At 65.6% G+C, this 14,000-nt stretch carries 11 protein-coding genes; all 11 read right to left on the reverse strand.

Annotated features, from left to right (window positions below):
* Nucleotide 1: 1 nt before the first annotated feature.
* Nucleotides 2–1,219 (reverse strand): hypothetical protein, encoded by a 1,218-nt coding sequence (locus tag INQ48_24995; GenBank protein ID QRF56567.1) that lies wholly within the window; start codon nt 1,217–1,219, stop codon nt 2–4.
* Nucleotides 1,220–1,237: 18 nt separating this feature from the next.
* A complete protein-coding gene (locus tag INQ48_25000) occupies nt 1,238–4,822 on the reverse strand; it encodes a hypothetical protein (GenBank protein ID QRF56568.1) in 3,585 nt (1,194 codons plus the stop codon).
* Nucleotides 4,823–4,825: 3 nt separating this feature from the next.
* A complete protein-coding gene (locus tag INQ48_25005) occupies nt 4,826–5,173 on the reverse strand; it encodes a hypothetical protein (GenBank protein ID QRF60886.1) in 348 nt (115 codons plus the stop codon).
* Between the two features lie 53 nt (nt 5,174–5,226).
* Nucleotides 5,227–7,944, reverse strand: coding sequence for a phage tail tape measure protein (locus INQ48_25010; protein QRF56569.1), 2,718 nt, complete (start codon nt 7,942–7,944; stop codon nt 5,227–5,229).
* Between the two features lie 97 nt (nt 7,945–8,041).
* Nucleotides 8,042–8,827, reverse strand: a complete 786-nt coding sequence (locus INQ48_25015; protein ID QRF56570.1) for a hypothetical protein — start codon at nt 8,825–8,827, stop codon at nt 8,042–8,044.
* A gap of 10 nt (nt 8,828–8,837) precedes the next feature.
* Nucleotides 8,838–9,251, reverse strand: coding sequence for a hypothetical protein (locus INQ48_25020; GenBank protein ID QRF56571.1), 414 nt, complete (start codon nt 9,249–9,251; stop codon nt 8,838–8,840).
* Nucleotides 9,251–9,553: a hypothetical protein gene (locus INQ48_25025; GenBank protein QRF56572.1), complete on the reverse strand. Its 303-nt coding sequence runs from the start codon at nt 9,551–9,553 to the stop codon at nt 9,251–9,253. Before INQ48_25025 ends, INQ48_25020 begins: the two co-directional genes overlap by 1 nt.
* A gap of 10 nt (nt 9,554–9,563) precedes the next feature.
* Entirely contained in the window at nt 9,564–10,577 is a 1,014-nt protein-coding gene (locus INQ48_25030; protein QRF56573.1) for a major capsid protein, read from the reverse strand.
* Nucleotides 10,578–10,622: 45 nt separating this feature from the next.
* The gene (locus tag INQ48_25035) at nt 10,623–11,000 is read right to left on the reverse strand and encodes a head decoration protein (protein QRF56574.1); all 378 of its coding nucleotides are present in this window, start codon (nt 10,998–11,000) and stop codon (nt 10,623–10,625) included.
* A gap of 26 nt (nt 11,001–11,026) precedes the next feature.
* Entirely contained in the window at nt 11,027–12,373 is a 1,347-nt protein-coding gene (locus INQ48_25040; protein ID QRF56575.1) for a S49 family peptidase, read from the reverse strand.
* Nucleotides 12,370–13,998 carry a phage portal protein gene (locus tag INQ48_25045; protein ID QRF56576.1) on the reverse strand — a complete coding sequence of 543 codons (1,629 nt, stop codon included), beginning with the start codon at nt 13,996–13,998 and terminating at the stop codon, nt 12,370–12,372. The genes INQ48_25040 and INQ48_25045 overlap by 4 nt, the downstream gene beginning before the upstream one ends.
* Nucleotides 13,999–14,000 lie beyond the last annotated feature (2 nt).

Here is a 14,000-nt window from a genome sequence, read left to right on the forward strand (position 1 = left end):
ATCAACGCCACGGCCCCGTCACGTCAAAGAACGCGATACCGGTGTTTGACGAATCCGAATTGTTGTTCTTCGTCGTCGCAGAAGCCGGGCAGGTAAAAGCAGCGAGATTGCGGCCTGTAAGAGCACCGGTAGCAGGCGCTCGATCCCCTGTCTTGAAGAAGTTATACAGACCACTCTGTAGCACTCTGTAGAGACCGGGGAATTCACCACGAGGTTCAACCGTCCCCGCTCCCGTCCAAAACTCCTTGGCCATGTACATCGCACCATCTACGCGATTAGGGAAGCCGCCGTGCAGCGCGGTGGCACCGCTGTAGTAGAGGCTTCCGCTACTCCCTCCCCAATGCTGTGGGTATCCGAGGACCGCAGAGCCAAGGCCAGTGAAACTCCGCGGCACAGCAATCTGGCTGGAGCCGTTGTTTCCAAGGCAGTTGTCGACGGAGGTCGTCGTTCCGGTAAAGCTGCCTGCGATGAAAGTCGCGAACGCATCGCCCGACGGACGAAGCGCAACCAAGTCCCCGAAGCCCCAGATCGTGCCCATGTCGTAGCCCGCGCCCTGCGACAGACCTGACCGGATGCTGTGGTAGAAAGTTCGGCTGTCACCCGCAAAAGCCCACCCGACGGCTATCGCATTTGCGCTAACCGATCTATGCCAATACGCACCGCCGTTGACCTGAGCCGTCGTCGGAAACAAGCCCGTCCCCGTATCAACGTCCGTCATCGTCTCGTATCCAATCACGCGCATCCACTGAGCGTTGGTGTCATCGACACGCAGGCACATGCCGTTCGAGGCCGGGTCGCTGCTCTTGTACACGGCAACGTTCGTTTTGCTGAAAAGCTTGGTGAAGCCCAGCGGCGCCATCTTGATCGTGATGGTCCCGGTGTAGGTGCCGTCGGTGGCCGCCGTGGCAAAGGTCAGCGTGTTTGTGGTTGGTCTGCCCGTCACCTTCTGCTCGCCATTCAGGCCTGCGAATCCCGACGGGCCGCCGCTCACGCCGGCCACCGCTATAACCGAATCGAGGATCGCGCTATGCGAGCCAGTGAAGGCAGCAGTGGCCACGCCCCCGGCCACGGTGAGCGCGCTCAAGGTCTTCGTGTCGAAGCCGTTCACGAGCAGCGCGTCGAGCCAGGCAATGCCCGAGCCCACGGTGCCGGACAGCACCGGCGCGCCCGCCATCGTGCTCAGAAAATGCTTGACGCTGGTGTCTACAGGGGATGCCATGTGGTTCTCTCTCTCGAATCAGGGACGGTCGACGCCGATGCGCACGAGCAGCTCGAACGAGTCATCGAGCACGGTTTCGGCGCCCATCTGCACGGTGCGGATGACGACAAACGGGAAGGTCGCGGCGATGGTGTTGAAGCGGATCACCGAGCCAGCGGGCCAGCCTCCAGAGCCGAAGCCAGCGGCCGGGATAGTCATGTAGGGAACGCCCGAGGGCCCGAGCGGCGAGCAATCGGCCGAGAGGGCTTGCCCTGTCACGATCTGGCCGACGTGCTCGCCAATCAGGTTGTAGGTGGTGCCGTTGCTGTTGATCTGCATGCGCCAACGCTCGGTCACGGCGCCTTTGTTGGTGACCGTGATCGGGAAGTCGATGTCGTTGAACGTCGGGTCGGCGGCGTTGCCGATCAGGCTGTCGGACCACACTCCCGTCCAGCTCTGCTGATCGAACAGCAGCGGAACGCGCGCCTTAAGGTCGCCCATTCGCACGGCGCTGCTGACATAGCTTTCGCCGGCCAGGTAGTCATGTGAGATGCGACTCGCGAAAGCGAGCCGACCGTCGATCGACACATCGCTGACGGTGAGCAAGTCCTCGACAGTGTGCTCGTAGGTCACGGGCTGCGCATAGCCACTCACGTCCGAGAACAGCACAGTGCCCGCGTCGAGGTTGCGCACATAGCCAGCCTGAACGGCCAGTCCATTCGCATCGAGGATGCGCATACGGGACAGCCGCTCGCGGCCTGCATCGAGCGTTTGCCCGTTCGCCACGACCTGGGGCCCGAGCTTGCGCGTGTTGCCGATGATGGCCAAGCCACCCTTCTTGAAAATCGGCACGCGACCATCGGGCGGCAGCCGCACCGGGTCGATGCCGAGCAAGGTCGCGTCCATCGGCAGCGTGGAGGTCCCGACCGCGTTGAACCGCACGGTGTTGGCGAACACCGGCACCGGCCGCCAAATCTTGCCGTCGCTCCCAACCGCATCCGGCGAATACCAAGGCTGTGACTCGTTGCCTGCGGCGGTCACCCAATCGCCGAAGCGGACCTTGCCCACGCCGGTGTTGGCCTCGATGGTGCCGTGCACGTTGGCCGCGCTGATATTGCCGTTGGCGTCGGCCGTGACATTGATCGTGCCGCCGTTGAGCTTCGTCGCGAGGAGCTGCAGCGATCCGGGGGCGATAGGTGCCACCGGCGTGCGAAACACCACGTACTCGACGGGCTGACCGTCCAGCGCTGTCAACAGGCTGTTGACCCTGACCGGCCCGGACGCAGCCGAGGGCCAGACCGAGAGGCTCGCCATACTGGTGGCGTAGTCGTAAGTCCCTGCGAGGGTTGCCGCGCCCGTTGCTGGATCAAGGTCGATGTAGAGGGATCCCGCGCGGTCGAAGTAAGTTTTATCGCCGTAGGTGAAGTTGACACTGCCAGGCACGCTCACCTCGCTCGCATTCGTCAGCAGACGAATTGAGAGCTTCGGCTGATTGAAAACCTGGCTCTTGGCAGTGCCGGCGCCGGCTACCCGGAAATTCACGTTCACGAGACCTGTCGAATCGACAGGCAGCGTCGCGTCGAGCGTCACGTAGTTGTAGCCGGTCAGCGTGTTGCGGAAGATGCCCGGGAGGTTCGGAGAAAGCACCGTGCCCAGCGCCCCGAGCTGGTTCACGGCCCACTGCGGCACCGCGACCGAGACCTGCGCTTCCGGATGCAGCGTGATGACGCCCGTGGCGTAGACGATGGTCCCGAAGGCCACGCCCAGGCCGTCGCGCAGCGTGCCCGCGCCGTCATCGGTGATGGTCTTCGTGGACGCGAAGTTCTGCGGCACCCAGAGGTCAGCCGGCACACCACCGGTGGAGAGCAGCACCAGATTCCAGTCGAGCGACACCGACCGCGGCGCGATGTTGGTCTGCCCAAGGTTCAGCGTGATGGAACCATCACCGTTGCGTGCAGGCGCCGGGAACGCCTTCGCCTGCGGCGTGCCGTGGCTGTAGTTGACGGTGAAGGCCACCGAGGACGCCGGCAGCGCATTGGGCCTCAGCTCGATGGTGCTGGTCGCATAGGCCACGGGGCCGGTGGCATCACCGGTGAGCGCCCCGCTGCCGTTGTCGGTTGCCACACGGGCGGCGCCGTCGTTCCAGTTCACCGAGATGGTGGTGGCCTGTGCTGCCTGGCTGTCCAGCGCCAGCGCTACGAACGGTGCGGCCGCGAGCACGCCGCTGCGGTCGCGGTAGTTGACCTTGGCGCCCCAGAAGAAGATGACTTCGCTGCCCACGTCGGGCAGCGCGCCCAGAGTCGGAGCCACCGTGCCGGTGCCGTAGTCCACCGTGCCGGTGCCGATGGTCGCGTCTGCACCTCGAAGCCGGCCCGCGCCATCGTCAGCCAGCTCGTACCAAGAGCCGCCGGCTCGGAACGCGACGCGCAGGGTGCCAGGCGCTGGCGGCGGCAGTATCGTCAGCGGATAGTTGATCCGGCGCGACTCGGCGGTCACGACGATGGAAGCCGAGTCCGCCAGCTCGATGGGCGCGCCGGCCGGCGCGTAGGTGATGGCTTTCGTGCCCGTGATCTGCGGTGCATCGGATGCGCATGTGATCGTGCCACCGACATACGACACGCTGCCGATGGTGAGCGCGCCCAGCTTGAGGCGGCCGCCATCGTCGGTGATCGTGCCGGCGCTGGTCGCCACCGACAGCGTGCCGGCATAGATCGGGTTCCCGAGCGTCAGGACGACATTCGGCCCGATCAGCGCCCCGGTGTTGAGCGACACCGTGCCGCTGCCCGAGCGCACCAGCGCCACCGACGAACCGGCCGCGAGCGTGTCCACGATGGGTATCTCGGTCGTCGCGCTCGGCACGAGCTGCGTGTCGATGCGCTCAACCTTCGCCGAAAGGTCGCCGGTCGTGACGTTGGCCGCCAGCTTCGACACGCCATAGAACCGAGCTGCGTCGGCCGTCAGCATGCGATTGATGGCCGCGGCGGTGGGACTGCGCTCGAAAAGGCGATTGGCAGCGGTGCCCGTGTAGTCGTTCTTGAGCCCGGACTCGAGTTCGCACACGCAGACCTGCGCCTGATAGTCCACGAAGCTGCCGCCGGTCGAGTAGCTGTAGGTCCGCGTCTCGATGTCGACATCCACGAGCCGAATCGATTCGGTCTTGCCGCCGCCGCTGATCTGCACCGTGCTGTTGATGCTTGGAGGGGTGGCACCGGGTCGCTGGAAGATTTGCAGCGACCGCTGCCCCTGCACGTGATTCGACAGCATGAAGCCGGACACTTCTTCCCCGGCGGTCGTGTAGGCCTCGACACGGCCCTGGATGGCCGCGCGCCGGTCGAAGAAGTCGCCCGTGACGAACAGCGTCGCGCTCACCTTCGGGTCGGCCGGTGGGCGCGCGATGCTGACCGTGCCGCCAAGAGCGGTATCGGTGTTGAGCGTCTGGACGGTCGCGGCCACCTTCATGATGGACACGTCACCCTGCGCACGGTCCACCTCGCTGATGTCCTTGAAGATGGCATTACTGGCGCCATCGGGGATCACGGTCGAGGTCGGCGCGCCGCCGCCTTCGGGCACGTCGTCCATCACCTGGGTGGCGACGATCTTGATGTCGGATTCGAGAATGGGCATGGGTCAGACGGTGATGAGTCGAACGGTCGCGATGTAGGGCTGCTGGTCATCGGGAAGCTCGGGGCGCGCGAGCGGCTTGCCCTCGACAGGGATTGCGGCCGGCGCAAACTGCACGTTGAACGTGCGGCCATCTGCCAGCACGAGCGTGTACGACGCCACGGCATCGGCTTCGGAGAGCTGGCGCAGCGCCTCGAGCTTTCCGCGCTGAATCCATCCGGCATCTACTTCGCCCTGCAGAGTGATAGGCCGGCCGGCTTGACGCTTGGCGCCATCGATGAGCGCGGCGCCTGTGAGCGAGTACTCGAGACTCTTCTCGACGGCGCTCCATCCGTATTCATCGACCCAGACCATGCCGCGCGAGATCTGCAATCCGTTGAGGGCGTGAAACTTCGGTGCTGGCATGCTCAGCTCCCCGGCCGAATGGAAGAGGTGCCGGCGGCGGCGCCGAGTTGCGCGAGCAGACCTTGAATCGCATCAGCGCCCGCGCTGTCGGTGTTGACGGTGCCGAGGTCGCGGCCGTTGAGTCGCAGGTTCAAGTCAACGCGCCGCGTCGATTCCGGCCTCGGGATCGTGGTGGCCGTGTCACCCTTGCCAAAGAAGGTCTCTTTTTCTGCGGCGCGCAACAGCGCCTGGCTGATCGTGTCCCCGCCGTAGAGGCGCTGGCCGGGGTTGCCGAAGAAAGGAATGTTTCCCTTCCCATCGGAAAACTGTAGCGCGATGGCGCGGGCCTTCTTCTCGTCGGCAATGCCGGCTTCTTTCAGGAAGGCAGCGATGCCGGTCAAGGTGTTGAGGTTCCCCCCGGCGTTGACCGTGTTGCCGGCCTTGTCGGTTGAGAAACCGTTTTTATCGACGCCCAGCCGCTTGCGCTCGAGTTCCTGCTCGCGCTCGGCGAGCTGCAGCGCCTTCTCGCGCGCCTCGATGTCTCGTTCCCGCGCGCTGGTCACCTCGCGGATGGCACCAGCCAGGCCATAGGCCGCCTGGGTCGCATCCTGCTGTGCATCGCGCAGCTTGAGTGTCGAGCGGCCCGCGCTGTCGAGCACCACGTCGAAGCCACGAAGCGCCGCCTGCGCCTGCACCCAACCAGGCGCGATGCCGTTCGCCGCAGCGATGGCGGCCTCGGCTGCGCGCTTCCACGCCTCGCCCAAGCCGATGGCGGTCGCCTGCCCGCTGTCGCGGATCATCTCGAAATCACGCAGCGCCGTCTTTGCTGCTGTCTCAAGTTCGACCTTCGTCTGCACGCCGGCTCGCTGGAACGCCGCCGCGATCTCGGCCGCAGCTTCGGTCTGCGCGTTCTTGTTGGCCGTAGCCGCCTGCGCCGCGGCGATGTTGGCCTTGCGCAGCTCCTCGAGCTTCTCGGCCGCGAGCTGCATATTCTCTGTAGCGATGGCTTGCTTGTATTCGGCCCGCAGACGCTCGACCGCGGCGCGCGCCTGCTCGGCACTCAGTTTCTGGGCCTCGGACGCGCCTGCAGCCTTCTGGCCCGCTTCCTGCGCGCTGTCGCCTGCGGCCTGCATCGACGCCGCCATGTCCGCGAAGGCATTGCTACCGGCCGCGGCTGCTGCGGCCGTTTGCTCCGCATCGCTGGTCAACCCCGCCCATCCCGCACGCGCCGCCTCTGCGCCCTCGGTGGCACGGTCGAAGGCCTCTGCCGCCTTCTCCCCGAAGGCCTCCGCCACGGCAGCGGTCGCCTCGGCGGAGAGCTGGACCTCGGCCGCCGCCGCCTTGAACGCCGCGGCCACCTCGCCGAACGTGACCCGCGAGAGGCCCGACAGGATCAAGCCAATACCTTCCTGCACCGTCGAGGCGGCGTGCGCCATGCCCTCGGCGATCTTGAACGTGATCGCCACGACAGCATTGCCGCCGGCAACCATCACGCCCCAGACGGTTTGCACGATGTTGCCCGCCGCCTGCGCCCTCTGGCCGATGCTGTCGAGCTGGGCACCAACCCGCGCCGCCAGGTCTTCAGCCTTCGCGACAAGGGCGGGCACATCCACGCTCGCGACAAACTCCTGCACCCACTTGATGCCATTGCGGAAAGCCGAGGCCAGCGCTTCGCCGAAGCGGCCCACGGTGCCGTCCGCCACCGCGCTGCGCAGCGCGCCCGCCAGGCGCTCCACGGCCTGCGTGAGCACTGGCAGGATGGGAGTCGTGAGCGCGTTGCGTACCGAGTCCCAGGCGGTCACCAGCCCCGAGAATGCGCCCTTGAGGTTGCGCTGCATGATCGCAGCCGCTTCCGCCGCGCTGCCGCTCGCTTCCTGCAGCGACTTCTTCAGGTCATCGAGCTTGCCGATGCCCTGATTCAGCAGCGCACGCAACGCCGGGCCAGCCTCTTGGCCCACAGCAGCAATCGCCCGCTGCCCGGCCGGGCCGGCGGCAGCCAGCTCGTGCAGCATCTTCTCGAAATTCGTCGTCGTGATGCCGGCAGCGGCCAGCTCGGTGCGGAACTTGGAAGCAGGGTCTGAGAACTGCGCAAGAATGCTGTTCAACGCTGTGCCGGCGCGGCTTGCATCGATGCCGGCGTCTGCAAACTTACCGATGATCGCGACCGTCGCCTCAAGGCCGATGCCCAGGGTATTCGCGAGAGGTGCGGCATAGCTCAACGCCTGCGCCAGGCCGACAACACTGGTGTTCGTGGCGTTGGCCCCCTTGGCGAGGACGTCCGCGACGCGGCCCGACTCCGAGAACGAAAGTCCCAGCCCGTTGACAATCTTCGTGAGGTACTCGGCAGAGGTCGCAAGCTCGACATCGCCGGCCCGCGCCAGCGACATCGCCGCCGGCAGCGTTGCAATCGCATCGCGCACCGATAGACCCGCTTTCGCGAGGTTCTCCAATGCACCCGCCGCCTCAAGCTGCGTAAAGTTGTAGCGCGCATCCGCCGCCGCATCGGCGGTCGCCTTCCGCAGCAACCGCATTTCCTCTGCCGTCGCCCCCGTCGCAGCCTGCACCCGACTGAGCTGCTGCTCAAGATCCGCCCCGCCCTTGACCCACCCCGCAAAGGCTTGAATGCCGAAGTACCCAGCCACCAGCGCGGCGAATGCAATCACCCGCTGCTGCAGGCGATCAAACACCTTGGACGCATCGTCCTTCGCGTTGATGAGGATCTGAATCGGCTTGAATGCCATGGGAGCTAGCTAGGAGAGAGTCAGGAGACGGATGCGGCCTCGCCGGAAGCCGCATGCGTCACCCGCCCGACCCCACGAGGGACCGGGCGCATGGAGGTCAGGCGACCGGTCGGCCTCCCACGTAGACGGCTTCCGCGTTCGCGGGCTTCAACACGTCGATGTCGAACTCGACTTTCACGAACTCGACATCCGCCGACACGATGGGCAGCTCGCCCGACGGCGTGACGTTGACTCGGGGCATGTACCAATCCTTGTTGCTACCCGCGGCGTTGTCGGCCACCACACGAATCGCGGCGAGGAACGTGGTGTTACCGCCGGTCTTAAGACGCTGGTACGTGCCGGCGGCAGGCGTGTAGCCGAACTGCACCACGCCAGCAGCGATGCCGCCCCCGGCCATGATTTGCACGGCGCCGGTTTCCGGATCGACGTTGAAATCCTCGCCGGCCACGTAGGGCGTGTTGCCGTCCTCGGTCTTTACCGTGACGGCGCTCACGTTGCGCACGCCGATAGGATTGGCGGCAGTCTGGCCGAGCTGGTAGATCTTGCCCGGCAGCACCTTGCGGAGTTCTGCGGTCACGGGCGCCGACGATTGCGTCACCGTCTCGCTGGTCGCCGCGAGGAAGCGCTGATAGGTCGCCATGCTCATGTTGTTGCAGACGATCTTGGCGGTGCGCTTGATCTTTCCCGTCATCGTGCCGATGAGTTCGCTCGCCGCCGTCTCGGACGAAAACTCCTCCGCTTTCTCCGAGTCGATGGAGAGGACGAAGCTCGGGCAGTTGCCCATCTCTTCCTCGCCCGTCAGCTCCTCGAGGGCGTTCATGATGTCGAGACGCAGGCGGCCACGCGGGGCCGACAGCTCGGTTTTCTGATGCACGATAGGCATGGTTTTCCTTTCAGGGTTGCCCGTCGAAGCGGGCCGATGTTGAAAAAGCGAGTTCGATGCCGATAAGGCCGTTCTCGAGAAAGGGGGGCGGCTTCACGCGCAGCAGTTGAAGACGTTCCCACCGCCTGCCGCTCACTTGCCCCGGCGCCCAGCCGTGAAGCGCCTCGATGACTTGCGCGAATGCGCTATCGAGCTGCGACAAGGCCGCTGCATCGGCGCGCCTACCAACGAGCGTTATGAGCCACAACGGCCGCACCAGCACGCCAGGAACCTCACTGGCCGGCACATCCGCATCACCAAACATCACGGACGCGAAGAAGTCGGGCTCCCGCTTTCCGGGGTCGGAGAACATGCCCTTTACGGTCCATGCTTCGGTCAAGATCGCGCGCAGCCGCTCCACGATGGCGGGTTCAAGTGCCAGCATCAGAGGCTCCCCAGCACGAGGCGGATGAAGCCGGCGCCATCGGGCTCCGCAGTCACCACCTCGTAGCTGCGCCCGCGCAAAACAATGGTGTCGCCCCGCTCGACATTTGCTAGTAGCTCGGCGGCCCCGCTGCATTCAGGTGCGCTGGCGTCGATCTGCCCGCCGAAGGACTGCGCGGACGGCACATCGAAGATGACCGGCACGTCGACGCCCGCCACCGTCGCGATGGCGTTCGTAAGGTGGCCGAGCACCCCGGCATCCACCATGGCTTCGATATCGGCGAAGGGCGCGCGTGCGGACATGCTCGGGGCCTCAGCGAACCTTGGCCGACATCGAGGCATTGACGCGGTACGGCACCGGCAGCGGGGCCGATTGCAGCAGCAGCAGGCGCACGGCCGGGTCCTTCTCCACCCAAGACTTCGAGAAGTACGGCATGGCCTGGAAGCCGGACTCTTCGTCTTTGATCGCACCGTAGGCGCGCGTGCCTTCGAGGTCCGGGCTCGTGATGAGCACCGTGTGGTCGGGTAGGTACGGCGTCAGCTCACCGGTGTCCGGGTCTTCGTACCAGCCGGCATAGACCCAAATATCGAAGTCGCCGATGTTGCCCATGTAGCGACCGCCCTCGCCGAGCACGGTCGCGTTGAGCTTGTCGGCGCCGCGGAAGCGGTCGAGCAGCTTCTGCACCGAAGGCGCAGCGCTGAAGAGCTGCCAGGCCTTCACGTCCATGATGAGCGTATTTCCGGCCGCCCCGGAGTGCTGCGTGACGCCCATCGACCAACCCTGCACGTCCTCGAGCGGGTCGACGCCGGTTTCGCCCCAGCGGTCGCCGGCAGTGAGTTCGACGGTCAGGTCGGCATGGCGGCCGAAATCCACGACCACCGTCGGATACTGCTCGCCCTTGACGGTAACCTTGCCGGTGCGCAGCGCTTCCACGGCCATGACTTCCTGACGGCGGGCGAGCATCTCGAGCTGATCCTGCAGATCGGCGGCGAGCAACGCCTGCAGGCGCTGCGCCGGCGACAGCTCACCGCCGATGCGCTCACCGATTGCGCGCTTGAACGGGCGCGAACTGTCAAAGACGCGCTTGTCCTTGATGTAGGCGGGCTTGAAGGTCTTGGTGACGAAGCCCTTCGATTGCACGACCTTGCCGGCCACGATGGGCGCGACGAACGGCGCCAGGCGGCGACGGCCGCTCTCCACATCGAAGTGGATCTCCTCGCTCGTTTCGGTCTGCATGGCAGTGAAGAACGAATTGAGGATGAACGGCGCGGGGGCCGGAAGCTCGGCGATCACACGCGCGAGGACGCCGATGGAAAAGATGTCCATGAAAGTTGCTCCTGATTGAGAGGTTGAATTGCTGGGTGCTGGGCGTCAGGCCACGTCGGCCAGCAGGGTGATGCCCTTGATGCGCAGGGCTTCGGTGATGCTGGCAACGGTGTGGCCCGCGCCGAGCACGATCGCGCTCGTGTTGAAGTCGCCGCGTGCATAGCCGAGCGCCTCGCGGTCGCCTGCGGTGGCGTCGACCGTTTCGGCCAGGATCAGGTCCGGCTTTTCGCTGCCATCGGTGGCCGCCGAGGCGCTGACGGTGTGCTTCTTCGAAGCAGTGATGACGCCGAGCACCGTGCCGGCCGCGTAGACCGCGCCCGCCAGCAGGGTGACCTTGCGGCCCACCAGCAGGTGGGCGTTGCCGGCCACGAGCACCTTGGAGGCAGAGACGCCTTCGGTCGAGAAACTTGCGCGATAGTTCATGTTCGCAACTCCTGTGAATGGTTGAATCAGCGCGAGCCGCGGAAGCTCGCGACGATCTGGCTCGCGAGTGCGGTCTCGTCGGTCTGCGCGCCGCTGGCGGCCTCGACGCCCGAAACATCGGGATTGCCCACCGCGGCCATAGCGGCGGCGAAGACATTCACCGGCGCGGCGGTCGCCACCGGCGCGGCACCGAGAACGGCGCCGGCTTGCTCGACGCTCAGGCCGCTGGTGACGCACTGAATGGCGAGCTGCGTGCGCCCGGCCGCGGCCTCGTGCGCAAAGATGCCGCTCACGCGGGTGCGCTCGGTCAGCGCGCCCTCATCGCGGCCTTCCGCGCGTGCCTCATCCACATTGGCCTGCGTGAAGGCGGAGGGAACTGCCGGCGCACCGGCGAGGGCTGCTGCGGCTTGATGACCGCCCGCCTCGTTGGGGGAAATGCCAGACATAGATGCTCCTTTGTCGTTGGCGTTGGATCGGGCGGTCGGCCCGACAGGAAAGGACCGGCCGCGTTGGGCGGCCAGTTCGGAGATCAGCTGGTCTGTGGTGGCAATGCGGTCGGCCAGGCCAGAGGCCACGGCCGCGACGCCGGAATAACTGGCGGCCTGCGTCTTGCGCACTGCCGCCGCTTCCATGCCGCGATGGCGCGCGACCGCATCCACGAACATCGTGTAGAGCCCGTCAATCTCGGCTTGCCAGGCGCTGCGCACGTCGGCAGGCAGCGGCTCGTAGGGGTTGCCGTCGACCTTGTGCGCACCGGCAAAGATGTGCGTCACGGTAATGCCGTCCTGATCGAGCGCGCGCGAGAAGTCGACGTGCCGCGAGACCACACCCACGGAGCCGGCATAGCCGGTTGCGGTAACCGCCACTTCGTCGGCGGCGCTGGCACCCAGGTAGGCGGCAGACAGCGCCATGCCGTCAGCGATGGCTTGCATGGGCTTGCGACCACGCAAATCGAACACGCGCTGCGCATATTCGAATGCGCCCTGCGCTTCGCCACCCGGGCTGTCGTAGACCTGAAGGACCGCGTGGATGTCAGGATGACTCATCGCATCCTCGAGGTCGGCGGCCAGGTCGTTGTAGCCAACGAGGAAAGTGCTCTCCGCCACATCGAGACGGCTGCGATGCAGCAATGCGCCGTTGACGTTGAGCACCGCGACGCCCTCGACCACGCGATAGCCGCGGTCGCTCTGCTCGCCGCGTCGCGTCGAAAACAGTTCAGGGGCCAGCTTGGGCAAGCCATCGGCCGAGGCAACCATCAACGGCACGGCGCCGAGCAGGCGGTCGCTCAGGCCGGCAATGATGGCGTCGAGCTTTTGCGGATGGATGAGCAGCGGCGTGTTGAAGATCCTCGCTGCGAGATGGGGGTATTTCATGCGGAGGTTTCCTCGTTCTGCTCCTGGGATGCGCCAGGCTGTTCGTCGTCGGATTTGCCCTGCTCGGCCGAAGCCAGAGCCACGGCGATGGGTTGCGCGGTGCTGAGGCCGCGGTCAGAGGCCATGCGCAACTCGATAGCGCGCTGATCCATGATTTCTTCGTAGTCGTCGCCCTGCTCTGCGCACTCTTTCTCGAGCGTGGAGATGCCCATTTCGATGCGCAGCCCGGCGGCCTGCGCCTCCTTCACTGGGTCTACCCAGCCGCGGCCGCCGAAAATGAAGCGGGCACGCAAATAGGCGTAGCGGTTTTCGTAGAAACCTGGCGCTTCGATCTCACCGGCGTTTACGGCTTCTTCGAACCACAGTTCGTAGATGGCCCGAAGCCAGTAGTCGGTGAGCCAGCGGCGGCGGCCGTGGAAGTAGCGCCAGGCCTCAAGCAGGGCGGCACGCGCGCTGCTGTAGTTCGACTTGCTGAAGTCCTTCAGCAGCAGCTCATAGGGCAGGTTCATGCCTGCTGCGATGTGCCGCAACGAGGCCAGCATGAATGCCTCGAAGGCTTGATTTGGGCGGCCAGGTGTGAAGCTGGATAGTCGCGCTCCAGCGGGCAGCGGAATGACCGCAGCGCCCTTGAGCTGGCGGATGTTGCGGGTCTGCGCCACTGACGCATTCCACTGGTCGCGCGGGTTGTCGCCAAACAGTGCGGCTGCCGAGTTCGGATCGAGGTCCGACTCAAGAAATGCGGCAACGAGCGAGTTCGCAAGACTGGCCTGCAGCTCGTTTGCCGCGTACTTGCCGGCCATATGGAATTCGCGCATAACGGCGGTAACAACGGGCTTGCCCCGCGATTGGCCGGTTCGTTCCTTGTCGTGCAGATGGATGACGCGACGACGTCCCCACGCGGTGAACGCGGGGATGCGGTCCCATTCCATGAGCTGCGCTTCTCGGGTCATGCCATAGAAGCCGAACGCGAACACATCGCCCGGGTGGCGCTTGAGGATGTGGTACGCGACGGGCGCGCCCCAGCGATCGAACTCAATCCCCTTGCGAATGTCGTCGCGATGCTCGAGTCCCAACGGCGTGGCGAGCCGGTCCGCCTCGACCATCATCAATCGTGTGTTCCAGCGAGTGCCAGGACGGGGCAGCCACAGAGGCAAGCCCAAGGCGTCACCGTTGAGCATCGCACCGCCAAGAGCCTGCAACGTCAGGCCGAGCAGGTTCTGCGTGCGCGCCGCATCGCACTCGGTAGTCTCGGCCCATGAACGAAACTTCGCTTCGACCACGTTGCCCCACTCGCGGCCTTGCTCACGCGTCCACCCGAGCAAGCGATAGTCCGGCGTTGAACTGAGGCGCAGCACCGATCCCACGATGTTGTCGCGCATCGTCTGCATGCCACCGGCCATGAGGCCGTTGTTGCGGCCGAGGTCGCGCGAGCGTGCCGCCAGCGTGTCGAGGTCGGGTAGCAGATCCGCATCTGCGCTGCCGGCGATGGGGTTCCAACCATGCAAAGCCAGGTCGTTAGTTGACGCGGCTTCGTGCGCGTTCATTCCCGCGCCTGCGGGACCGCTGGCCCCAAGCGCGGAGATGCGCTGGCCAGCGGACATGAGGCGGCGATTGCGGCGACCCATCT

Origin of the sequence: Variovorax paradoxus (assembly GCA_016806145.1) — a bacterium.
In the GTDB taxonomy this organism is placed as follows: Bacteria; Pseudomonadota; Gammaproteobacteria; order Burkholderiales; family Burkholderiaceae_C; genus Variovorax.

Bases quoted from the DNA above. Each gene is read 5' to 3' on its own strand.
- INQ48_25015 (QRF56570.1), bottom strand. From the start codon at position 8,827: ATGCCTATCGTGCATCAGAAAACCGAGCTGTCGGCCCCGCGTGGCCGC.
- INQ48_25000 (QRF56568.1), bottom strand. From the start codon at position 4,822: ATGCCCATTCTCGAATCCGACATCAAGATCGTCGCCACCCAGGTGATG.
- INQ48_25020 (QRF56571.1), bottom strand. From the start codon at position 9,251: ATGCTGGCACTTGAACCCGCCATCGTGGAGCGGCTGCGCGCGATCTTG.
- INQ48_25030 (QRF56573.1), bottom strand. From the start codon at position 10,577: ATGGACATCTTTTCCATCGGCGTCCTCGCGCGTGTGATCGCCGAGCTT.
- INQ48_25025 (QRF56572.1), bottom strand. From the start codon at position 9,553: ATGTCCGCACGCGCGCCCTTCGCCGATATCGAAGCCATGGTGGATGCC.
- INQ48_25035 (QRF56574.1), bottom strand. From the start codon at position 11,000: ATGAACTATCGCGCAAGTTTCTCGACCGAAGGCGTCTCTGCCTCCAAG.
- INQ48_25005 (QRF60886.1), bottom strand. From the start codon at position 5,173: ATGGTCTGGGTCGATGAATACGGATGGAGCGCCGTCGAGAAGAGTCTC.
- INQ48_24995 (QRF56567.1), bottom strand. From the start codon at position 1,219: ATGGCATCCCCTGTAGACACCAGCGTCAAGCATTTTCTGAGCACGATG.
- INQ48_25040 (QRF56575.1), bottom strand. From the start codon at position 12,373: ATGAAATACCCCCATCTCGCAGCGAGGATCTTCAACACGCCGCTGCTC.
- INQ48_25010 (QRF56569.1), bottom strand. From the start codon at position 7,944: ATGGCATTCAAGCCGATTCAGATCCTCATCAACGCGAAGGACGATGCG.
- INQ48_25045 (QRF56576.1), bottom strand. From the start codon at position 13,998: ATGGGTCGCCGCAATCGCCGCCTCATGTCCGCTGGCCAGCGCATCTCC.